Below are 20,772 nucleotides of genomic sequence, written 5' to 3'. Positions count from 1 at the left end.
GATGAATAATCACATGTCTTGTTCGTTTTCGCGGAAGCGTTTGGCGCGTTCCAGCCGCTCTTGCATGATCTTCTCTTGAATGGCTTTTTTCTTCGCTTCTTTCGCGTCCATAGCGGCGACGACTTTCTTTAACTGTTCCTGCGACTGGTCGGCTTGTTGCTGGAAACGCCCTTGCATCGTGTATACCTTCTCTCTGTTTTGTTCATCTTTTGCGTTGTCGTTTGAAATAGCTTTCGCGCGTTGGGCCTTTTTTCGTACCGCTTCAATGGCTACCGCTTCCCGTGGGAGCTTGACGGTCTTAAAGCGTTCCCGTACCTCTTTCGTTATGATGCCGTCGAGATAACGCACCAGATCAAAAGATTGCCCCGTTTTATCCACCACCATAAAGGGCCGTCTGGTGCCGGATGCGATGACGTACCCTTTTCCGGCGATGGTGCGCATGAAGTCGTCGGCGCTTGCGGTTTGCTGCCATATTTCCGTGAGATATTCTTTCATGATCGGACGGTTTGGATTTCGTATAGACGTTCTCTGGTGGTCGAACTCCCGTTCCATTCGTTGCCGCGCCCTGTCCTGCGCGAGCCGTGAAAAACTATCGGATTTCATGATCCCCCTTTCGTGGTCATAGCATTCCCAAACGCAATGCAGATGGATGCGGCCATTCTTTTCATGGAACACAAGAGCGCGTTTTTGTCCGGTGAATCCGGTTTCTTCTTCCCAGATTTCAACGGCCCGTAACCAGTCCGCCTCCGTCATCCTTTTATCTTCGCCGTAAGCGGGGCAAATCTGCGCGTGGTAAAGCCCTTTATCGCTTTTCGTGAGTTCGCTGGTCAGCGACATTTCCAGCAGGGACAAACGTAAATCATTCGGCTGGCTGGTGCCGCGTATCTGAAACAGACGGACGTTATCATTGTCCGCTTTGTTCAGCAGATAAGTCGCCAACTGACTGCCGTTCCCGCGCCGTCTGCCCCGCGCTATCATCGAGATGGTTTAAAATTTGAGCGGATACGGCGCGAAGGTCTTCAAGGGTCTTCAAAATCACGTCTTCGGTAAGCTCGCCGAAATGCCCCGTGTGAAAGGCTTTGGCAATCTGATTCACATTAACACCGATTCGATTTACTTCGGTAAAAAACTGCAAAAACCTCAATCGTTCCGGCGTTGCCATCTTCGTGCGCGGCGCTTTACCCAACGTGCGGGATTTTACAAAATCCGTGATCGTCATTCCGGATTCTTTGGCATACGTGATCAGTGTATTTTTATCGGCCTCGTTTGTACGCAGTTGAATGAGGACGCGTTTCTTCGGTTCTTTTTTATTCTCCTGTTGCATATTCTTTTCCTTTGAGGGGGTCAAGGGGGAAGGCAACGCCTCCCCCTTGCAAGACGGTTTGTGCTGACAAACCACGTCTTGCGGGAACCCATTTTTTAAATTGATGATTGATCTGTTGCCTGACTGTTTTTAGGCGGCGGCGGAAGCGGATTAGGTAGACTGAGCGTCGTCGGTATGTAGAACGGGTTGTCGTCGTATCTGCCATACAACGCCGTCATTTCGTAATACGGTGCCTTCTTAAAATATGTCGGTGGGCGTTGTTCGATAAAGGTGAAAATGTTATCGGAAGACCCGCGCCGGATTTCGTCAGCAGTCGCCAGTGGTCGCGCCGTGGCGTTGGGCGAACCTTTCCCGTCATGCGTCACGATGGTTTGATTTCCTATGAGTTTTTCAAGATACGATGATGTAAACTCGTCCTGCACACCCATAAACTGGCGGATTGCGCTGTTTGATATGAAAGTTTCCCAGGCATCGCCGTAGATGGATTTGACCTGTGATAAATCTTGAAAAATCAGGTTCATAGTTATGTTGTAGCCTGCGTATGTTGAAAGTGCCGTCTTTATCTGAGGAAGAAAACCAAGGGCCGCGCATTCATCTAAAATGAATGTTACTCTTTTGTTTCTGTTCCGCACCACCGCCAGCAAAGAAGTGGCGAATACAAGGCGTAACCACTGACTTTGACTATCAAGTTTGTCCGGCGGTATGATGACGAAAAGCGATGTCTTCCCGTCGCTGAGGGTGTTAATGTCAAAACTGGAACTGTTCAGTGACGCACGCAATGCGGGCGATTTCAAAAAGTCGGTTTTATCAGATGCCGAAGCGAGAATCCCAGCGAAGGTCTTATCAGCCGAATGCAGCAGGCTGATAAACTCATTTGCGGTGGCTTCGACGATTTCATTATCGCTCACGGCCATATCAGAAAGTAAACCGGCCCATTCATTTTCCGGCAAACGAAGCCATTTCCAAACTGTACCCAGTGTATGCTCTGCCTTTGGCTTTGAAGTAACGAGGTGAAGGATCAACAAACTTACTAATGCACGCGCACGGTTGCCCCAGAATGGATCATTGCTTCTTTCCCTCGGCACGATCATTTCGGCGATGATTGAAATGTCATCGACGAGATGATCGGGATTGGTTTGATTACTAACAAGGTCAAGCGGGTTGTAACTGGCACTGCTCATTGGGTTGAGCTTCCACGGATCGAGGATCAGCACGCGGTTGCCTTTCTCCTTTTGATACCGGGCTGTCACGGCAGCGGCTTCACCTTTCGGATCGATGAGAAAGAATGAGCCGTTATATCCGTTCAACCCCAAAAGGTTCGGCGCAATGAGGTTTACGAATTTTCCCGAACGGGTGCCCCCGCATGTAAAAATATGACCCTGCTTATTGTATCCGTAGATTTCTCCGCCGATATAAAGCCCTTGTTTGCCTGCAAGGTCGGACAATTCCGACGCGTTCGCCCAGCGGGCCGACCCGAAACGGTTATTGTGTTGCATGGCATGATAGATATTTGCTTGCCAGCGTTTAAACAGGAACAAAGCGAGAAAGGTCAATATCAAGTTTACGCCGATCATAATAAAAGGCGTCGGCGAACTGGCGAAACTTTCGCTGAACAAAAAGCGAAACAACGCGCTTAACAGAAGAACAGCGCCGAATAGCAGAAACCATATCAACACCGCGCCCAGGATCATGGCGACGCGGCTTATCGGTTTGAGATTGGCGAGTGTGGGAAATTCGTCATCCTCGCGGCCAAACCTGTTGTAAGCCCGTACATAGCCCCACAGAGCGCCGATCACGGTGATGGGGCTGGCGATGATCCCAACCAGATAGAGGATCTTTTTCGTGAACCCTTCAGGGTTCGGACGTTTTTTGAAGAGAGACACTATTTGCTCATGGCTTACGGCAAATAAGTCCCTTGCTCGTTCATGTTGCATGACGAATTAGTTTTATTTCTTGAAAAATGTTTCTTGGAAAATTTGCTGCGAAACGCAGCCAGTAGGAAACTGTCATGACCGCCAGCCGTACGCTCTGGACAGTCTTTTATGACAGTGTGAAAGATCAGGTAAGGCTTTCCTGTGGCCAGCAAACACAGCCGATAGGAATCTGTCATGACCAGCCAGCCGCGCGGTCTGGGCAGGTCTTTTATGACAGTGTGAAAAATCAGATAAGGCGTTCAATTGGCCAGCAGGCGCTCTTACCTTTTGTTGGCTTGCCGCCGTGCTTCTTCTGCGGCCCTGCGGGCGCGTTCGGCGGCTTCTCTTGTCTGCCGTTCAAGGCGTTTTGCCTCTTCCGCTTCGCGGCGGGCTTTGCGTGCCGCTTCCTCAGCGGCGTGGTTGGTGTTTGACATGCGTAATCGATTAATTGTTAGGTGTTTGAGAAGGCAAATTTCAAACCTACCATAGCTACTTCGATCTCCGGTTTGATTGCGTTCCCTTTACGATTACAAATATCAGGGGTCATAGAATAGTTTCAACGAAACAGTTTTTCCCGGAATGACAGGAAAAAACGACGGCATTACAGGAAATACTGTAATGCCGTCGTTTCAAATTGTTTTACTATGAGGATTATAGTCACGGTCCGAGAATCTACTTGCGGGTAAAATGTTTATTCTACAAATTAGCCACTTCCCGTAAATGAAACATAGTTCTATATCTGCCCGGACCTTACGATTGTAAGGTACTCTCTCGAAAGTAGAACTAACTTCTTGCCATTTTTTATTATATGTCTTATTTGATAAAAAATAAATAATCTGGAAATAGGGATTGATTACCAGCCGAGCCAGAAACTCACCGAATTGGATACTATGAACATTGTATTTTTCATGCCAATCAAACCCTTCTTCATTTTTAGAGATTGGCGAAAAGTACTTAGAAAATATTGAGGATAAATAGCTTTCAATTTCTGTCATGTCTTTTTCCGATACCAAATCAGACGAATAATCAGAAGCGATTTTATTATAGATACCTTTAAGATTAGTAATGGTGCCCGTCTCATCAAATCTGATCTGGCATGTAATACTTTTAAAGTCATAAGTTATTTTGATGATTTCAATATCTTCAATCGATCGGATATGAGCGAATGAAAGTTTGAAAGTCTCAAAATCGCCTTTCCACAGACTTTTTAACTGATAGTCAGGTTGCAATAAATGCCATGAATCTATGTAACTATTGGAAGCTATACTTTCAAAAAAATTATGAATTATACTTATGACTGTAGGGGAGTAAAAAATCTCCTTATTATTTGACACTACACTCAAGAAGATACTTTCAATATCGTCATCCCTCAGCGTAACTATTTCAGGTTTTTCATCCTTTTTTTCCTCAATACCATTTGGAAACTCTTGCTCCACAAAAAGATCATGTAATGTGGAATAATTGCGTTCCCAATTTGCTTTAAAATCGAAATACAGTTCAGGAAATTCATCGATCTTTTCAACCCTTCCGAATAATAGATACTTCAAAGCCAATGAAAACTGCTTTCTACTTATCGTAATAGGGTAAAGTGGATATCCGTATTCTAAATGCTGCTTAGCCTCTTCATCATATTTTCTATGAAAGTGGAATTCATTATTTATTTCGAATAATTTTTTCGCAATATTAGTGTCTAAATCTTTATACGTTTTTTTCCAAACATCTTTGGAGTCTTCAGGAATTTGGGAATTTGAAGGGAAAAACTCATTATAGAATTTTTTTCTTAATTTTTTATAGAAACGCTCGTAGACGATTGTTTTTATCGTTTCCTTCATTTTTCTTTTGAATATAACAAAAAAATCAATATCATTCTTGAGGGGTGGGGATGGATTCACCGCCTTGTTTATCAGAAGAAGGTAGTTTATTTGCGATTTTTTTGAATTGCTCTAAGAACTTTTGATTTTTTCGAAAAAACTCCATGGCCTTTCTCGTGGTTTTATGATTTGTGTCGGGCATAGTATGGTCACCAAGTCTGAAAACAACATCTGCAAACCCTTCGGTCAAATCTTTTAAACAATCAAGATAGCCAAGTACCCGATCGGCACTGTTTTGCTCTGCATATGTAGGGAGGTTCTCAGCATCCAAGTGCTGGTCTATTGTCTTTAGTACCTCACCGCTGGCACCATATATTTTAATAATCGTCATCACATTTCTCCTGTCACGTTAATTAACATATTACATTCATTGAATCAAGCCCAAAGTAGTTAACACTACCGTCTGCCGATCCCATCGGGAAGTAGTCTGTAGGCTATGCTTTCCATTTTTTGTTTTCGCTTGAAACCTGCCCCCATAAAGGTCTATACAGCCCTCCCCGATTGTAACTGTTGAGGTGTGTGAATGCCGATACTCAGTGATGACGAAATTATTCGACTGACAAAAAGAAAGCAAAAATCAGCGCAACAAAAGATATTAAGGTTTATGGGCATTGAACATCGAACACGTCCTGACGGTTCGGTGATTGTATCCCGCTCCCACATTGAAAAGACGCTTGACGGTGATTCCGTAAATAATAGAATCATAAGAAGAACTGAGCCAGATTGGAGTATATTCAATGCCAAGACCTCGCCGAAGTGAAAACAAAGGATTACCTCCCCGTTGGCGATTTACGCATGGTGCTTATTACTATCAAGTTCCGCGAGGGCAGGAATCAAAATGGGACGGGTTTCAGACTTTCCGATTGGGCAAAAAACTTTCTGATGCCCATAAAGTTTGGGCCACACGGCTTGAACTTTTTGAGAATGTAAAAACCATAAGCGACCTACTTGACCGTTATGGGCTTGAGGTTGTTCCTACAAAAGCTGTCAGCACACAAAGAGAAAATGTGCATTACATTAAAAAGCTCCGCCACATTTTTGGAAAGATGCGCATAACCGAGCCACGTCCGAAAGATGTCTATGAATATATAGATCGCAGTACTGCTAAAATTCTCGCTCGGCGGGAAATTGCATTGTTATCTCATGCTTACACGAAAGCGATTGAATGGGGCTATATAGACCGCCATCCCCTTAAAGGACAAGTTCGTCTCCCAACTAGCAAACCGCGTCAACGCTACATAGAGGACTGGGAAATTGATGAATGCCTGTCATTGAACTCAAAGTATAAAAAAGGAAGTGTGAAGGTGATTCAAGCATATATTCAGATCAAACAACTTACAGGAATGTCACAAGGAGATATGCTACGCCTTCAACCTTCCAAGCACTTTCTGGACGAAGGTATATCCATTAAAAGGCACAAAGTAGCCAACACAACGGGCAAGCAAACAATCTACTTGTGGACACCTGAATTACGGAATGCCGTACGGGCTGCGTTGGATGCCCGCCCTGTTCATATTTCCCCGTGGCTATTCTGTACAAAAAGAGGGCATTCCTACATGTGCGAAGAAACAGGTAAGGCTTCGGGATGGGCGAGTATGTGGCAAAGGTTCATGGAAAGGGTGCTTGCTGAGACAAAGGTAATAGAACGCTTCACTGAGCATGACCTGCGGGCGAAAGCGGCCAGCGATGCGTCCACCTTAGAGCAAGCCCGTGCGCTGCTTTCGCATTCCGACAGTCGAATCACAGGACGCGTTTATCGTCGTAAGCCAGAAAGAGTAACCCCCATTAGATAACATCCAATAGTACAATTGGTATTCTATAGTACAGGCCGAATAAAACAGGGAATTTAAGGTATTGAAAAATGGTGAGTTCGGTGGGACTTGAACCCACGACCTACTGATTAAAAGTCAGACTAAAAATGTCAATATCCTTTTTCATTTCAAGGAAATAAAACCCCTCTCCTGTACTATTGTTTGCCTTGTTCCGCGCTTTTAAGTGGCTGTTTTCACTAGAAGTTATTTTCTTCAATAGTACAACTTATGGCAAGGTTTTATGATCCGAAGGACGCAACTTCGGTCTGTGGGTGCGAAAGATTATTATAATAACGGGCTTTCCACCGCTGACTATTATATAAGTGAGCAGGACAAAAGCGGATCGTTCAGCGGTCGGCTGGCGGAGCGTATCGGCATAAACGGCCCCGTCACAAAGTTCGCCTTTGACGCGCTTTGTGAGAACCTGAACCCATTAAATTTAAAACTTCTCACCCCGCGAAAAAGCAGGGTGCGAACTGCCGCATACGATCTCACGGCCTGTTGTCCCAAAAGCGTCAGCCTTGCCCATGCCTTCGCTGGCGACGATCACATTTTACGGGCTTTCCGTGCCGCCGTTCACGATACGATGAAAGAGGTGGAAGCGGACGCGAAAACCCGTGTTCGGAAAAACGGCAAGGACGAAGACCGCTCCACATTCGAACTCATTTTCGCGGATTTTATCCACCAAACCGCGCGCGGCGTACAGGGCCATACCGCCGATCCCTTTCTCCACGCACATATTGTCATCTTCAACGCCACATTTGACCCCGTTGAACAGCGAATCAAAGCGGTACAGTTCCGCGAGATTATGCGCGACCTTCCGTACTATGAATCGCGATTCCTCAAACGACTCGCTGACAACCTCCGAGAAAAAGGCTATCGCATACGCCCAACAAAGAATGCCTTTGAACTGGATAGTATTTCTCCTGCCGTAATTTCTTTGTTCTCGAAAAGAAAAAATGAAATCGAGCAATACGCCGCCGATCACAACATCACCGACCCCGAAGCATTAGGTAAACTCGGTGCGAAAACGCGAGCAAAAAAACAAGCGGGCCTGTCGATGGATGCATTACGGGCCGATTGGAAAAAACAGATTACCGCGCACGGCCTGCAAAACGGATTCGCGCCTGTCCGCTTTGCCGAAGGTGGCCCGTCATCGTCGGCTACGCCCGCGCAATGCGTGGATCAGGCGATACGCCATCATTTTTCCCGCGAATCGGTGGTGCAGGATCGCCGCCTTCTGGCGCGGGCGTATAAAGTTGCGGTCGCGTCAGACATTACGCTGGATCAGGTGGATCACGCCTTTAAATCACGCGCCGACATTCTCACAGTGAAAGACGAAGGCCGTCAGCTCTGTACGACTTCGGCGTTGCTGGAGTCCGAAACCCGCATGATCCGCCTTGCCCATGCAGGCAAAGGCTTGTTTGCGCCGTTATACGCTGAACCGCCAGCCATGGCGTTACAGGGCGAACAAGCCGAGGCGGCGCGCCATGTTCTGATGACGGGCAATCAATTATCCGTCATCTTGGGAAGCGCGGGTACTGGCAAAACGACCTTGATGCGGGAAACCGTCGCGCTTATCAAAGCGGCGGGTAAGGATGTGGTGATTGTTGCGCCGACTGCACAGGCTGCGCGGGGCGTGTTGCGGCAAGATTTCGCGGACGCTCAAACGGTGGCGAAGCTGCTCGTTTCCCCTGACCTGCAAAGGCGGATGCGAGATAATGTGCTTTGGGTTGACGAAGCGTCATTATTGGGTTTGGACGACATGCTCGCCCTACTCGATCTGGCGCACAAACAGAATGCCCGCCTCATTTTGGGCGGCGATATTTTCCAGCATAATGCCGTCGCGTCGGGGGATTCGTTACGTTTGATCGTGGCCTCCGGCGTTGAACCCGTGCGTATCAAAAAAATACACCGTCAACGCACACATGAATACCGCGACGCCGTGCAGAATTTGGCGCGGGGTGATGTTGCCGCCGCGTTCGATAAGATCGACAAGATGGGCGCGATCAAAACATTCGGCGATAATTACCGCAGCTTGGCGAAAGATTATATGGTCGTCCGCAATGCCGGCAAAACCGCCCTCGTCGTGTCGCCGACGCATGCGGAAGGAGAAGCCGTAACCGCCGCCCTACGTAGTGCCCTCCGCCACGCGGGAAAACTCGGCGTGCAGGAAACCGCCGTCAACCGCCTCGTCAGCCTTAACCTCACGGATGCGGAAAAAGCAGACGGACGGTTTTACGATCCTGGACACGTCCTGCAATTCAATAAGAATTGGCGAGATATCGCCCACGGTCAAACGCTTTCCGTCCTCGGCGTGAACGACGATCATGTGACGTTGATGGATGAAAAAAGAAAAATCGTTGACGTGCCGCTTTCCGATCTGCGCGGCGCTGACGTATACCGAAAAACCGCGCTCGGCTTGTCCGTGGGTGATGCGGTTGCCGTCACACGCAACGGGTTCGACGCGAACAAACAAAGCCTGAATAACGGCCAGTTGTTGACGGTGCTGGGGGTGGATAAAGAGACGATCACCGCCGGCGCTGCGGACGGCGCGACGGAATACCGTTTGCCCGCTACGTTCGGGCATCTGCGGCACGCCTACTGCATGACCAGCTATTCGAGCCAGAGCGTCACCGTGGATGAAGTATTCATCGCGCAAAACACCGAAAGCCCTGCGGCGGCTTCCCTGAAACAGTTCTACGTAAGCTGCTCACGCGGGCGGGATCGTTTACACATATACACGGACAACAAAGAAGTCCTACTGGCGCAGGTTTCGCAGTCGGGTAATCGTATGAGTGCGATGGAATTGACAGGGGTGCTGTCACATACATCTTTGCTTTATCATTGAATTAACAATTATTCTAACGCGACTACGTTAAATTTTATGCTCCACAATATCAATATTCAGAATATTCCATATTTTCGGAATGAATTGTAGAGAGATCGCTAGTTCCTATACCGTATTCGCACAGTAATAATTTTAACCCTTTACCAGAAACCCCAACTTTCACCCTTAAGCTCATTTTATGACCTCAAAGCAGCGCTCAAGCGCGACTATACTAGCAATACTATTCGTGTTGCCGACGCGATTGCCATTACTTTCTGGAAATGACCAACTGTTGCGGTAATCATCGTGTCAATCTTCAATTTCGGCACAAGGCATTATTCACCCAAAAAAATAAACATGAAGCAAATTTTATTAATCATTACAATGGTTTTAGCTTTTACCTCTGCAAAACCACAAGATGGAGCACGACTTGACGACATTAAAGGTTATCGATTGAAGTCGGAAAAATCGGTTCCGATATATTTAAACAATCAAGATAATACAATTGACTTTGCTCATACGCGACTTTTAGACAAAAGCGTATTTTTTAGATTTGTGGATAAAGTACCAGAGATTAAAAAAGACGATATAACGTATGTTAAGATATATATCCCTGGTAATCAACAAAAAATAGAAGTAAAAGATGGGAAAGAAATATCAATAAATACCAAAGACATTCAATACAATGAACATCGGGTATCAAAGATTGACTATGACCAAACTTTTTGGATAGATAAATCGGCGGTAGAAAATGTTGACATTGCTTATTATAGATATAGAAATGATGTTATTCTGGGTGCGCTTACCCTCCCATTTAAATTTCGTCCTAAACGTGGGGATGAATCATCGTCCGTTGTCGATGGTTCATTTAACGTAGGGCCATATGTTGGTTGGAAATTTCGACTGACTGAGAGTAGGCCTTTTTTTGTTGCGCCTATTGGCGCCGTTGGCGTCACGTCTTTAACTTATAATAGCTCAAACAATTCTGCAATTACTGATGCTAAGCAATCAGAAACGGGTTTCGGCTTTCAATACGGTGGAGGTGTTGTTTTTGATTTGTATAAAATCCAATTGGGGTTAGTTGTGGGTGCCGACTACGGAGTTGGTGATTTTGCCAAAACTTACAATCATCAGAACACTCTTTGGATGGGATTCTCATTGAACTTCAACTTCCTAAACAACAAACCCGATAAGAGTGAAGGAAACAAATAATAAATGACTCCACTCGTATAAAAATCAACAGCGCCCCGAAGGGCGCTGTTTTTGCGAGTAGCGGTTTTAGTCTGGTTGAAGTCCATGCAGGAAGTCAACCGCCTTCGATGCTTCGGATGCTGCGGCCATCAAACAATGTTTGTTTTGACGCAGCACGTTCAGCCAGTAGTCAATATAGGCGGCGGTGTTTCCCTTCTCCGGGACGGTGATGCCGAATTCCGCGCACATAAACGCCGCGCCCAGCTCGGCGACCAGTTCTTCGGTGGCGTAGGCATGATCGCCGAACTTCTTGCCGAAGTTTCGGTCAAGACGTTTAGGGCTGCCCGTCCAGTGCGTCAACTCATGCAGCAGAACCGAATAATACCCTTCGGTTGCGGTACTGCCTGCCGTATCATTGAACGCCTCTTTGAAAGGCATGACGATTTTATCGTCATTATGAAGATAATTGGCGCTAAACCCTTCGTTTTCCACGGCGGCCGTGTTCATAACGAAGCTGTCCACTTTTTCGATACGCTCAACTAACGAGGTTTCATTGAGCAGATAGGCGTTTTCGGTGGCGGCATCGTAGCTGGCCAACTGGCTACGGTTGAACACGAACGATTGTTTGAGGAAAGGGATTTTTTCGATTTTCCCATCTTTTTCCTTTTCCATCGTGTCGAAGTACACGATCATCGTGCCCTTTTCACCTTTGCGGACGACTTCCTTCTTTTGTTGCCATTGCAGAAAACTGCCCCACTCGTCGGTAAGATGATCGTTATTGAACGCTGAAGTCCACAACAGCAAAATATTTGCACCGCGATATTTCTTACCGGTGGTGGCATTCTGCGGCATCTTCTTGATGCGGCTTTCCGCGCCCTTCCACGGCTGCTGCCACGGAATAACGCCCGCCTCCAATTGCTGAATGATTGTATCGGTGACTTGCTGGTGAATGTCGCGGCGATTTGTTACGGCGGTATGGGTCATGAAGTGCCTTTCTGTGGGCGTTGACGGGAACGGGGATGCCACGCCGGCGAAAGCGACCGTGCGGCAAGAATTTTGGAAGGGCGGGGAAGCGCAAAGCGCGGCGAAAATTGTTGTCGCAAGCAAGGGAGCGCCGACGGCAATCTCCGTGATCCACCGTCAACGTCCCGCAAAAAGTGAGCGTTTATGCTTGCGTCAAAAAGAAAGAAAGATTATTCGCCGAGGCCGATTTTTACGGTGTGCCACGCATTCAGATCCTTATACGGCGCATAGATGCCGTTCATGGGCCTGTGCGTCAGGTCTTCTTCGGTTTTGAAGAATGCGTCGAGGTTCGCCGTGGCCTCGATACCTGGCTGATCGTTATGCATCCACGTAAGGGCGTGGCGATAGCCGTAGCCTTTGATATAACCCGTGGCCTTTGAAAGATTGGCCAGCGAGTTGAGAATGATGGCATCACCTTTAAACTTCTGCCCGTCCCGATCATAGATGATCGCCGTCAGATAATCCGGCCATCCTTCGAAGATGTGAACCTCTTCGGGTTTAATAACAGTCCCGCGTATGAAGGTGATGTATTTGGGTGACGTGCTGCCTTTGAAGTATTTATTTCGAATCTCATGACCGCCCTTATCGTTCTTGAATCCGAGTGCATAAATACTTTTGCTAGTCTCCCTGTTGTAGACGTTGATCTGCTTCAGGTATTTCTGAGCCAGCGGCAACGGAATGCCGCGCGAATCCAGATAACGAATGAGTGCCGGACGCTCGATGTCCTGCTCGCTCGTGATATGCAGTTTCTTGTCGTATTTCGGGATTTCCAAATCTTTTACAGGGTTGATGATGGGTGCAAAACCAAACATGTTCTTGATCCAGCGTTTCGCATCGCCTTCGTCATTCCCGACGTTTTGCGTTTGAAGATAACGCTGGACAAACTTGATGATCCCACCGCCCTCACCTGTCCCGTGGTCATACCAGACGTTTTTATCTGTATTAACATGAAAGCTGGCGGTCTTTTCTTCACGCAACGGCGACAGGTAATAAAGGTCGTGGCCTGATGTGCGGACAGGTGCGTGACCGAGTTTTTCTAAAATTTGCGCAAGCGTTATCGTTTCCGCGATGTGGTTCATGCGTAGCTCCTAAAGAAATCAACGATGTAAAAAAGGATTTGGGGGGCGTTAGAAAGTCTGTTGTTCTTTCTCGTATTCTTCTAAATCAGTGAGAAGGTAGTAAGATTCCTTTCCCTTCTTTTCAAAGCGCGGTTTATTTTCCATGGCCTTCTTGTTCATGGTGGATAATGAATAGCCAAGAAAGTCTCCGGCTTCTTCTCTGTTGAAGACATGCGGATACGGACATTTTTTCAATGTCATCAATTGCTCCTGTTGTTATTCGACACCGTCGTTGAAAACGGTGTCGTGGTTTCTGGGTTCGGGCGGTGTGATACGGGAATCAACCATGAGAAGTCAAACGAAAACAAAATTTGGAAACCAATTATGTCATCCCGTATGTAAATGAAAAAAAGCCGTATCAATGATACGGCCTTCGCCATAGTCGGTTTTCGATCCTTATCTCGTTGAAAGTATTTTATTCGTCGTCTTCCTCTTTAGCAAGTTCATCCGGTCTTGCGCCCGTTAAGCGATGAGAAGCGAGTATCAGGTCGTTCAACGTTTCATAGGTGAAAATCAAACCAGATCGCGCTTTTCTTTCGGAATAAACGGAATCGTTGAGGATCGCGCTGGTGAACATCTGATAAAGGTCTTCCCTCATTTCATCCAAAAGAAAATCCGAAAAAATGGCCTTGATGATTTTGAGCGGATTGTAACCTGTCGCGTTGTAGTCACGATAATGCGGGAAGTATGGCGCGGGCGGCCATGGGCCGGAGGTTGGCACGTGTGTCATACAATGGGGTTTTAAGCGTGATAAAATACACTCTAATCAAACCTTATGCGCGCACTTTAATAGTTAGACGGCATTTCCCTGAAAAAGTAACATGCGACCTTAAAAAATTCCGAAGAGTCCTGGCTAAATAAAAACGGCCCGAAATTCGGGCCGTGCAAACGGTGCGCCTTTTGCGCGATTTCCATTTGTAAAATGAATCTTTATCGACTTGTAACAGAGGACAGGTTGGTTTTATTGCTTGTTTTGCTTTTCTCTTTTTCTTCTTCTTCGTTTCACCAGCACATGACACGCGACAAATAAATCGCAGGCCCGTTCGAAAAAGAACACGGCACGAGAACGTATCTTTTCCTCGTTCATCTCGTCGGGAAGCTGGATCGCACGGCTGAACATCATCCAGTGCACTTCGTGAAGCTCGGCGATTGGAAAATCCTCAAGTGCCTCTTCCATGATCCTTTTGGGACTTTGCTTGATTTCTTTCAGTTTCGTTTGCGTTGGATAATACCGGCCCTTGCGTTTGCTCATATTTTTCCGGGATTTTTGAGTTTTGAAAAATGAAACACATACTCTAAAAGATATGAACGGCCTGTGATATGCGGCACAAGCCCCATGGGAATGATTTCAAGTTCTTCATCCCTGATCGGGGAAACCATCAGCTCATTCACTTTCTGCCTGTCGCCGTATAGATTATAAAGGTGGCTGTAGAACCGGATCAGGCCGACGAACCGATCCGAAACGCTTTTGTTAAAAACGTTATCCGGCTTTTTCAGGTGCAGCATTCTTTCCGTACACATCAGAAGTTCGGCGACCTGATCCCAATGCAGGTTGATGATCTCTTTGAAATTCACCAATTGTTTTTTGGTCATGCCGTCGTTGATATATTCTTTGGCGACGATAAACGGCAACCAATGAAAATCAAGAACCGACTGATAGTTTTTCTCATATGATTTATACACGAGAAGTGGAACTTTTTTTTCTTTCATCAGCCATCCTCTTTGTTCTTCGTTCATGGCCTAATCATTGTAAAGCCGCGCCCATACTTTCATTTTCCGGCCTTCCGCAAGCGGAAATTCCCGCGAAAGATGAAACGATTCCCCGTAGGCCGAAGAGCCGTATTTCTCAATCGTCCACACGCCGTCCTTCGTCGTGGTGCAGTTCCCGCCCACGTCGTAGCATTTCAACGCAAGAAGCTGCGACGGTATGTTCAAATTCCACGATCCAGTAAGCGGCATATACCTGTTCAACGGTTCTCCGGCTCTAAACGCGTATTGAATGGCACCGGAAGCGGACAGGCCGAACCACATGCTGGTTTCGAGGTTCGGGAATACGGGCTTGACGGTGGAATCCACGGCGCCGGATGCGCCGGTATACGTGATGTCGACATCGGCAATCCACCATATTTTGCCGTTACCGTCGGTTAAATCCTGCACGGTCATTTTCTCGCCCTGGGGTGTGGATTCCTGCTGATCCTCTTTACTACAGGACGCGGACATGAGGAACGTGCACAGGCATGCCATACCGAGCATGGCGAAAAAGGGTCTAACAATCTTCATGATTTTGGATTTATGTTGTTGAATGAATTACGTATGCACGGTCTGGGGAAGATTTCCGGTATTTTTTCTCTGAGGCGTTGCAGTAGATGATAAACAGTCGTCAGGTGCCATTTACGTCGCCCTTTGCGGAATGTCGGAATCTTGCGGCGGTTCAGCTCGTTCATGATCGCACGCACCGTTTTTATTCGCGCCCCCAACAACTCCCGAATGAGCGGAGCCATTTTCTCCGCAAATTCATAAGCAGCCTGTTTGTTTTTCAGGGCAAGCTCTTTACCAGCTACGCCCAACTTCACGCCATTCTCTTTCGCCGCCGCCAGCGTTTCTTTGATTCGCTTGCGGATCAGGATACCTTCTTTTTCTGCGCGGATAGCGTCTTCAAGTAGTTCGAGGTGACTAGCGTTCGGTTTGTCCGCCGCAATGATCGTAATGCCCTGATTAATCAAATCCGCCACGAATAAGGCATGACGGGCCAAGCGGTCGATCTTGGCGATAATCAACACAGCACCGACACGCTTACAAAAACGTATGGCATCCCGAAGTATCGGCCTATTGTTTTTGCTACCGCTTTCAGTCTCGCAAAATTCCCGAAGTACTGTCGCGGGATAAGACAGAAGTAAACAGTCTACATCGTTATGCTGTGTTTTTATTCCGAGGCCGGAAATTTTCTGTCTTTTCGTCGAGACGCGGAAATACAGAACCGCAAGTCGCTCCATAACCATTTATCGAGCCTCCCCTGTATGCAAATGAACTACAGCATATCTTTACACAGAAGATGTAAAAAACGGTTTATCGAAGGCAAGCTGGAAGAATTGATTTTGATAAATTTTTTTGTGATCTAAACATGAAAAAACAGGCTGAATTTGTATGCAAGTGAACAGTAGTTCACAAACGAACAAATTTTTTTTCTCAAAATGCAAGAAAGACAATCACTTCTCCCTCTGGGAGCGGGTTTGAAAAGAAAAAAAACCTTTAACGAAAAAGGCCGTTCGTGATGAACGGCCTTTTTATCGTAATAACTTATAATGACGGAATGTCATTCCGGTAGCTCGCTAAAAGCGATCAGGTCATGCAGGATTTGGTTAGATATTCCTCCCCCCGGGGCTACCATACCGGAAAGGTGTTTTTTACTGACGCTTTTCCGGTTTTTTATTTCGCTAAAATCCCGCTTATTGCGTATGTAAGCCGGGCCGCTTCATTTATTCTTGTGGTTCGATATTGGCTTCCGTCAAAAACGAGTTTTTCGGGGTATGCAGAACCGATGATCTGTCTTTTCTATATTTGGTTCCCTGCTCGTCTACTTAGAATGCCGCCTCTTTGCAGTACACTGACTTTCCGGGAGCTTTTCTTATCAACGATATTCACTAAATGACCTATTTTCTTATTTGACCCTTTAAAGCTGCAAGCTTTTGTTTGGCAGTTTCAATCTTTTCTTTTCTACGAAATTCTTCCAGTTTTTCGTCGAGTATGATTTCAATACCAACTCTAAGAGTATCAAAATGGGCTAAGCACGTTTGCTCATCGAGTTCATGTATACCTACACTAAGAATTGAATACATGGACTTGCTTTCTATTAAAAAATTAGGAAGATAAGAATGTAGTAAATCAATTTTTTCATCCATCCTTGCTTTTTTAAAATCAGCTTCAAGAATTGCACTGTCAACTTTTGCCTTAGTATAGGCCTCACCTATGAGATATTCAAATATCCTTCTAAGATAAACATAGGAACCTATACCTACACCATTCGCCGCCAAGCCAATGGCTCGTGTCAATTCTTTGAGCATTTCAGTAGATATCACTTTATTATATTGTTTCATTTCCCCCAAATGAAAATCGGCAACGGTAGGGAATTGACCTATCTTTATTATGGTTTTATTACTTGGATTCCAAAAAATATAAAAAATAAACTCATCATGATATCGCTTACACGAAATTATAACTGACGCATAACCTCCTTTAATTTTAAAATCACTTTCGCTGTAGGTTAGCCGTCTCGTTATACTAAAGGTTGAAGCAACCTTTCGCCATGGGTTATAGCCTTCAACATCTCGTTTATCATTAAAGTAAAAGAGAGCGTCAAATTCTGAAGAATTTATTTCGCTATCTCCAATTTTTTCTACTGTGTAAATTGGAGTATCAAAGAAAAAAATTTCCAAATTAAAAGCCATATCATATTATTATTGTGTTCAGGCAATTCCTCAACATTGCAAATGACTGGGAATTCAACATCATCGTCTCATAGAGTTCCTGACTCTTCTATTTGCGCTAATTTTTATGTAAATTTCAACCCTAGTTTAGCCCCTGCTATTGCCGGCCAAACCGCCATGAACAGTTAAAATTTCTCATTGTATCCACTCAACTAGTTTTGATTATGTCTCCTTTCCCTGCCGAGGATACCATTTAATCTCGTTTTTCGAATGCCTTTTTATTAACCTTATCTAAAATTAATATTTCTGCATCTCTACTATATTCCAATGGCTCCCTGTATTCTCCGAATTCAGTATTACATTTTGGACAGTAAAACCTTACATTAAAAATGTCGCTATTGTTGATTAATTGAACGTCATCCTTTGGACAATAAGGGATTAGACTAACAACTTTCCAGCCGTTTTCCTCATACCTCCAATCCCAACGCCAAATCCATTTTTTAAAAACATCCATCTTGTATCCTACAAAATCAGGATGCCCGCCAGCTGAATCCTTCAACCTTCTATATAAAGCAATTACCAGATTAATAACTAACAACGAAACAACGATAACCCAAACTTTTATAGGAAAATTCAGCACTTTTGTACCCAGATCATAAATCCATCTCAAGCCACCAGTGAAGTAGTTAAGCACCGGTATATCTTTGGTTCGATCATAGAAGAAACTACCTGACCAAGCCACTAGCATTGTACCAGCAAACCCTATTATCCATTTGAATAACTTTGACATATAAAAATATTGTTTAGAAAATGCTTGCACGGGGAACCAACGACTCCAAGACTCGGCTTTTCATCTAAGTTCATTGAAACACTTGTACAACATCACAATCTATTTTCCATCTCTATCACTAATTCCTTTTATCTTATCACCAGGCAAAGCATTATACAGACCGCTTACTTTTTTCGGCAATGCAATCATATATTCCACGATAATATTAGTTAAATCAAATAATTGCCTTACTGTTTGTGGATTATCGGTATCAATTTGGCCTGGATGTACAGCGTCATTTCCAGTTACCCTTACAATATCCAGAGATTGTTGGACGATTTCCGGAAGCCCTTTCTTAGCTAAACTGCCGATATCAGCATTAATATTTTTTCCAGGCTCTCCTAGTTCTCTACATAGTATCTGGATACCTAAACGCAGTAATGCTGCGGCTCCTCTTGGTGACTTTTGATGAATAGACGCAGCTTCTTGATATAATGCTTTTACATCTTGTGGCATTTCTGGATTTGGGAAAGGAGCATTCCCAGTATCAGGATAATACATTTTGTCCATAATCCATAACGTATTGCCCGCACAATGGTGACATTTGCCAACCCTCACTGGATTGGAATCACGACCTGGATAGCTACCAGAATCCCAGCCTCTTTGCCACCAACTCTGCATAGCTATTGCACCGCAGTGTGGGCATGTAAATGAACCAGCGTAAACTGTCGGATCTATATATTTCATATCTTGTTTTTCGCATATTGACTCTACTTCACCCCTGGATTTTGACAGAGCGGCGGTCAATAATAACTGACACGATTCTCACCGTTACGGGTGAAGTAGAATCCGTCTTTTTTTCAACATTAACATTTGTCTTAACAATTACAAATGGTACTCTACCGAGTTCAAATAATATTTGCTAATACCTAAAAAAGGAATGAATTATCTATAATTTATATAAGAAAATTAACTCTCTGTTTGCAAAATTACATCGATGGGCGGCTTCCAGTATAAGATGCGACTCGGAAATCTTCATCTAACAACTACATCTCACCACAAGGCTCAACACCTGAAATCACGTTATGACACTTAGTTGGTACAAATATTACAGCTGTTTTTTGATCTTGGAAGTATAAATCTCGTTAACGAGCCATTTTTACTCGTGAACGCATTAAAATTCTTCGTGATCTGCCTTTCCCTCCATGTAATTCACTGATTGTGTAATTTCATTAGCTTTGATCTACCATGAGCACAAAATCCATCAAAATAGCGGTTTCTCCCGCAATAGGTAAAGTTTCCGCCAAATATATCATTCCCGCTGAACCCAGTTGTATACTCACACTGGCACATGGAGCAGGAGCCGGTATGGACCATCCTTTTATGGAAACGCTGAGCGATGCGCTGTCTAAAGTGGGCATCGCCACCCTGCGGTTTAATTTTCCTTTTATGGAAAACAAAAAAGGCCGGCCCGATTCGCCCGCCGTTGCTCACGCAACCATTGCAGCGGCCATTAAAAAAGCCCGTGAACTACAGCCCGATCTGCCACTATTTGCTTCGGGCAAATCTTTCGGAGGCAGAATGAGCTCGCAGTACCTCGCAGAGCAAACAGATAGTCCTGTCAGCGGCATTATTTTTTACGGGTTCCCACTTCACCCATCCGGCAAACCCTCCACGGAACGTGCGGACCATCTGAAAGCGCTCAAAATACCTATGCTTTTTCTACAAGGCTCTAAAGATACACTCGCTACCTGGGAGCTAATTGAAACAGTATGCGGGTCTTTGCGTAAAGCCACCTTGGTAAAACTTGAAGGAGCAGATCACTCTTTTAAAGCGGGCAAAAAAGATGTGATGTCATTACTGGTTGATGAAACAAAAAAATGGGTGGATAAAGTACTTAAGTAGTTTTGCTCCCCTGTAGTCAAATCGTATATTTAAGAAAGTTAATCCCGATAATCGCTGGCCTTTTTTCCCCCGGGCCGTGTCCAAATCCCCCTGTTACAAAGTCCATATCGCGCCCCGTCATAGTAATATTTAGACGATAGCTTTGGTGTATTGAATATCACTAACATAAATCTAAAATTATGGCGGACATCAGGCATAACTTAGTTATAAAAGCAGCCCCCGGGAAAGTTTACCAGGCAGTCACTACACAGGAAGGTCTTGAATCATGGTGGTGCAAAAACACAACAGCCCAACCGGAAACCGGCTTTGTGAACCTGTTCATCTTTGGCCAGCACCGGAATGAAATGAAAGTGACCGAACTGGCCCCCGATAAACGGGCAGCATGGGAATGCGTCCATTCCATCGGGGAATGGATCGGCACCAAAGTATCCTTCGACCTGGAAGAAAAAAACGGCAATACACTGCTGCGTTTTACACATGGCGGATGGCGGGAAGTAACGGATATGTTTGCCGCTTGCAGCTTTGATTGGGCCATCTTCCTGAAAAGCCTGAAATCCTATTGCGAAACCGGAACAGGACAACCTGCTTAAACA

Annotated in this window: 23 protein-coding genes; 6 read left to right on the top strand and 17 right to left on the bottom strand. The window is 45.3% G+C overall.

Annotation, left to right across the window (positions count from 1 at the left end; all coding sequences use genetic code 11):
• Nucleotides 1–9: 9 nt before the first annotated feature.
• From EG028_RS14910 to EG028_RS14890, 6 genes are all read right to left on the bottom strand, one after another.
• Complete coding sequence (locus EG028_RS14910) at nt 10–939, bottom strand: relaxase/mobilization nuclease domain-containing protein (protein WP_241559125.1); 930 nt, start codon at nt 937–939, stop codon at nt 10–12.
• Nucleotides 905–1,324: a plasmid mobilization protein gene (locus EG028_RS14905; RefSeq protein ID WP_120517066.1), complete on the bottom strand. Its 420-nt coding sequence runs from the start codon at nt 1,322–1,324 to the stop codon at nt 905–907. The genes EG028_RS14910 and EG028_RS14905 overlap by 35 nt, the downstream gene beginning before the upstream one ends.
• A 95-nt stretch (nt 1,325–1,419) precedes the next feature.
• Nucleotides 1,420–3,258, bottom strand: coding sequence for a type IV secretory system conjugative DNA transfer family protein (locus EG028_RS14900; protein WP_120517067.1), 1,839 nt, complete (start codon nt 3,256–3,258; stop codon nt 1,420–1,422).
• 260 nt (nt 3,259–3,518) lie between these two features.
• Entirely contained in the window at nt 3,519–3,671 is a 153-nt protein-coding gene (locus EG028_RS27695) for a hypothetical protein (protein WP_162946499.1), read from the bottom strand.
• A gap of 195 nt (nt 3,672–3,866) precedes the next feature.
• The gene (locus tag EG028_RS14895; protein WP_120517068.1) at nt 3,867–5,069 is read right to left on the bottom strand and encodes a hypothetical protein; all 1,203 of its coding nucleotides are present in this window, start codon (nt 5,067–5,069) and stop codon (nt 3,867–3,869) included.
• A gap of 31 nt (nt 5,070–5,100) precedes the next feature.
• A complete protein-coding gene (locus EG028_RS14890) occupies nt 5,101–5,442 on the bottom strand; it encodes a hypothetical protein (RefSeq protein ID WP_123864685.1) in 342 nt (113 codons plus the stop codon).
• A gap of 189 nt (nt 5,443–5,631) precedes the next feature.
• Here EG028_RS14890 and EG028_RS14885 point away from each other — a divergent pair, with 189 nt between their 5' ends.
• The 4 genes from EG028_RS14885 (at nt 5,632) to EG028_RS14870 (ending at nt 10,961) form a co-directional block, all read left to right on the top strand.
• Complete coding sequence (locus EG028_RS14885) at nt 5,632–5,868, top strand: DUF4224 domain-containing protein (RefSeq protein WP_120517070.1); 237 nt, start codon at nt 5,632–5,634, stop codon at nt 5,866–5,868.
• 103 nt (nt 5,869–5,971) lie between these two features.
• A complete protein-coding gene (locus EG028_RS14880; RefSeq protein WP_241559126.1) occupies nt 5,972–6,901 on the top strand; it encodes a site-specific integrase in 930 nt (309 codons plus the stop codon).
• 259 nt (nt 6,902–7,160) lie between these two features.
• Entirely contained in the window at nt 7,161–9,770 is a 2,610-nt protein-coding gene (gene mobF, locus EG028_RS14875; RefSeq protein ID WP_120517071.1) for a MobF family relaxase, read from the top strand.
• A 336-nt stretch (nt 9,771–10,106) separates the two neighbouring features.
• A complete protein-coding gene (locus EG028_RS14870; RefSeq protein ID WP_120517072.1) occupies nt 10,107–10,961 on the top strand; it encodes an outer membrane beta-barrel protein in 855 nt (284 codons plus the stop codon).
• A gap of 66 nt (nt 10,962–11,027) precedes the next feature.
• Here EG028_RS14870 and EG028_RS14865 read toward each other — a convergent pair whose 3' ends face one another.
• The 11 genes from EG028_RS14865 to EG028_RS14815 all read right to left on the bottom strand — a co-directional run bounded on the left by EG028_RS14865 (nt 11,028) and on the right by EG028_RS14815 (nt 19,021).
• A complete protein-coding gene (locus EG028_RS14865) occupies nt 11,028–11,924 on the bottom strand; it encodes an ArdC family protein (protein WP_120517073.1) in 897 nt (298 codons plus the stop codon).
• 209 nt (nt 11,925–12,133) lie between these two features.
• A complete protein-coding gene (locus EG028_RS14860; protein ID WP_120517074.1) occupies nt 12,134–13,042 on the bottom strand; it encodes a CHC2 zinc finger domain-containing protein in 909 nt (302 codons plus the stop codon).
• 48 nt (nt 13,043–13,090) lie between these two features.
• Nucleotides 13,091–13,282 carry a hypothetical protein gene (locus EG028_RS14855; protein ID WP_120517075.1) on the bottom strand — a complete coding sequence of 64 codons (192 nt, stop codon included), beginning with the start codon at nt 13,280–13,282 and terminating at the stop codon, nt 13,091–13,093.
• Nucleotides 13,283–13,496: 214 nt separating this feature from the next.
• Nucleotides 13,497–13,811, bottom strand: coding sequence for a hypothetical protein (locus EG028_RS14850; RefSeq protein WP_120517076.1), 315 nt, complete (start codon nt 13,809–13,811; stop codon nt 13,497–13,499).
• Nucleotides 13,812–14,042: 231 nt separating this feature from the next.
• Nucleotides 14,043–14,333: a hypothetical protein gene (locus tag EG028_RS14845; protein WP_120517077.1), complete on the bottom strand. Its 291-nt coding sequence runs from the start codon at nt 14,331–14,333 to the stop codon at nt 14,043–14,045.
• The gene (locus tag EG028_RS14840) at nt 14,330–14,818 is read right to left on the bottom strand and encodes a hypothetical protein (protein ID WP_120517078.1); all 489 of its coding nucleotides are present in this window, start codon (nt 14,816–14,818) and stop codon (nt 14,330–14,332) included. Before EG028_RS14840 ends, EG028_RS14845 begins: the two co-directional genes overlap by 4 nt.
• Before the next feature lie 3 nt (nt 14,819–14,821).
• On the bottom strand, nt 14,822–15,361 hold the full coding sequence (locus EG028_RS14835; RefSeq protein ID WP_123864684.1) for a hypothetical protein: 540 nt from the start codon (nt 15,359–15,361) through the stop codon (nt 14,822–14,824).
• Entirely contained in the window at nt 15,358–16,074 is a 717-nt protein-coding gene (locus EG028_RS14830) for a recombinase family protein (protein ID WP_162946501.1), read from the bottom strand. Before EG028_RS14830 ends, EG028_RS14835 begins: the two co-directional genes overlap by 4 nt.
• A gap of 657 nt (nt 16,075–16,731) precedes the next feature.
• The gene (locus EG028_RS14825; RefSeq protein ID WP_120517081.1) at nt 16,732–17,526 is read right to left on the bottom strand and encodes a short-chain dehydrogenase; all 795 of its coding nucleotides are present in this window, start codon (nt 17,524–17,526) and stop codon (nt 16,732–16,734) included.
• Between the two features lie 232 nt (nt 17,527–17,758).
• Complete coding sequence (locus tag EG028_RS14820) at nt 17,759–18,295, bottom strand: hypothetical protein (protein WP_120517082.1); 537 nt, start codon at nt 18,293–18,295, stop codon at nt 17,759–17,761.
• A gap of 99 nt (nt 18,296–18,394) precedes the next feature.
• Entirely contained in the window at nt 18,395–19,021 is a 627-nt protein-coding gene (locus EG028_RS14815) for a DUF4145 domain-containing protein (protein ID WP_120517083.1), read from the bottom strand.
• A gap of 501 nt (nt 19,022–19,522) precedes the next feature.
• Here EG028_RS14815 and EG028_RS14810 point away from each other — a divergent pair.
• Nucleotides 19,523–20,179 carry an alpha/beta hydrolase family protein gene (locus EG028_RS14810; RefSeq protein ID WP_120517084.1) on the top strand — a complete coding sequence of 219 codons (657 nt, stop codon included), beginning with the start codon at nt 19,523–19,525 and terminating at the stop codon, nt 20,177–20,179.
• A gap of 179 nt (nt 20,180–20,358) precedes the next feature.
• Nucleotides 20,359–20,769, top strand: a complete 411-nt coding sequence (locus EG028_RS14805) for an SRPBCC family protein (protein ID WP_120517085.1) — start codon at nt 20,359–20,361, stop codon at nt 20,767–20,769.
• The last annotated feature ends 3 nt before the right edge of the window (nt 20,770–20,772 follow it).

Source organism: Chitinophaga barathri (assembly GCF_003807585.1).
Classification (GTDB): Bacteria; Bacteroidota; Bacteroidia; order Chitinophagales; family Chitinophagaceae; genus Chitinophaga; species Chitinophaga barathri.
The sequence above is the reverse complement of the archived record's forward strand: the minus strand, read 5'-3'. Positions and strand labels throughout refer to the sequence as shown.

Excerpts from the sequence above, each read along its gene's own strand:
- EG028_RS14900 (WP_120517067.1), bottom strand. The coding sequence starts at position 3,258 with ATGCAACATGAACGAGCAAGGGACTTATTTGCCGTAAGCCATGAGCAA.
- EG028_RS14845 (WP_120517077.1), bottom strand. The coding sequence starts at position 14,333 with ATGAGCAAACGCAAGGGCCGGTATTATCCAACGCAAACGAAACTGAAA.
- EG028_RS14855 (WP_120517075.1), bottom strand. The coding sequence starts at position 13,282 with ATGACATTGAAAAAATGTCCGTATCCGCATGTCTTCAACAGAGAAGAA.
- EG028_RS14835 (WP_123864684.1), bottom strand. The coding sequence starts at position 15,361 with ATGAAGATTGTTAGACCCTTTTTCGCCATGCTCGGTATGGCATGCCTG.
- EG028_RS14810 (WP_120517084.1), top strand. The coding sequence starts at position 19,523 with ATGAGCACAAAATCCATCAAAATAGCGGTTTCTCCCGCAATAGGTAAA.
- EG028_RS14815 (WP_120517083.1), bottom strand. The coding sequence starts at position 19,021 with ATGAAATATATAGATCCGACAGTTTACGCTGGTTCATTTACATGCCCA.
- EG028_RS14850 (WP_120517076.1), bottom strand. The coding sequence starts at position 13,811 with ATGACACACGTGCCAACCTCCGGCCCATGGCCGCCCGCGCCATACTTC.
- EG028_RS14895 (WP_120517068.1), bottom strand. The coding sequence starts at position 5,069 with ATGAAGGAAACGATAAAAACAATCGTCTACGAGCGTTTCTATAAAAAA.
- EG028_RS14860 (WP_120517074.1), bottom strand. The coding sequence starts at position 13,042 with ATGAACCACATCGCGGAAACGATAACGCTTGCGCAAATTTTAGAAAAA.
- EG028_RS14825 (WP_120517081.1), bottom strand. The coding sequence starts at position 17,526 with ATGGCTTTTAATTTGGAAATTTTTTTCTTTGATACTCCAATTTACACA.
- EG028_RS14885 (WP_120517070.1), top strand. The coding sequence starts at position 5,632 with ATGCCGATACTCAGTGATGACGAAATTATTCGACTGACAAAAAGAAAG.
- EG028_RS14840 (WP_120517078.1), bottom strand. The coding sequence starts at position 14,818 with ATGAACGAAGAACAAAGAGGATGGCTGATGAAAGAAAAAAAAGTTCCA.
- EG028_RS14905 (WP_120517066.1), bottom strand. The coding sequence starts at position 1,324 with ATGCAACAGGAGAATAAAAAAGAACCGAAGAAACGCGTCCTCATTCAA.
- EG028_RS14805 (WP_120517085.1), top strand. The coding sequence starts at position 20,359 with ATGGCGGACATCAGGCATAACTTAGTTATAAAAGCAGCCCCCGGGAAA.
- EG028_RS14870 (WP_120517072.1), top strand. The coding sequence starts at position 10,107 with ATGAAGCAAATTTTATTAATCATTACAATGGTTTTAGCTTTTACCTCT.
- EG028_RS14820 (WP_120517082.1), bottom strand. The coding sequence starts at position 18,295 with ATGTCAAAGTTATTCAAATGGATAATAGGGTTTGCTGGTACAATGCTA.
- EG028_RS27695 (WP_162946499.1), bottom strand. The coding sequence starts at position 3,671 with ATGTCAAACACCAACCACGCCGCTGAGGAAGCGGCACGCAAAGCCCGC.
- EG028_RS14830 (WP_162946501.1), bottom strand. The coding sequence starts at position 16,074 with ATGGAGCGACTTGCGGTTCTGTATTTCCGCGTCTCGACGAAAAGACAG.
- EG028_RS14865 (WP_120517073.1), bottom strand. The coding sequence starts at position 11,924 with ATGACCCATACCGCCGTAACAAATCGCCGCGACATTCACCAGCAAGTC.
- mobF (WP_120517071.1), top strand. The coding sequence starts at position 7,161 with ATGATCCGAAGGACGCAACTTCGGTCTGTGGGTGCGAAAGATTATTAT.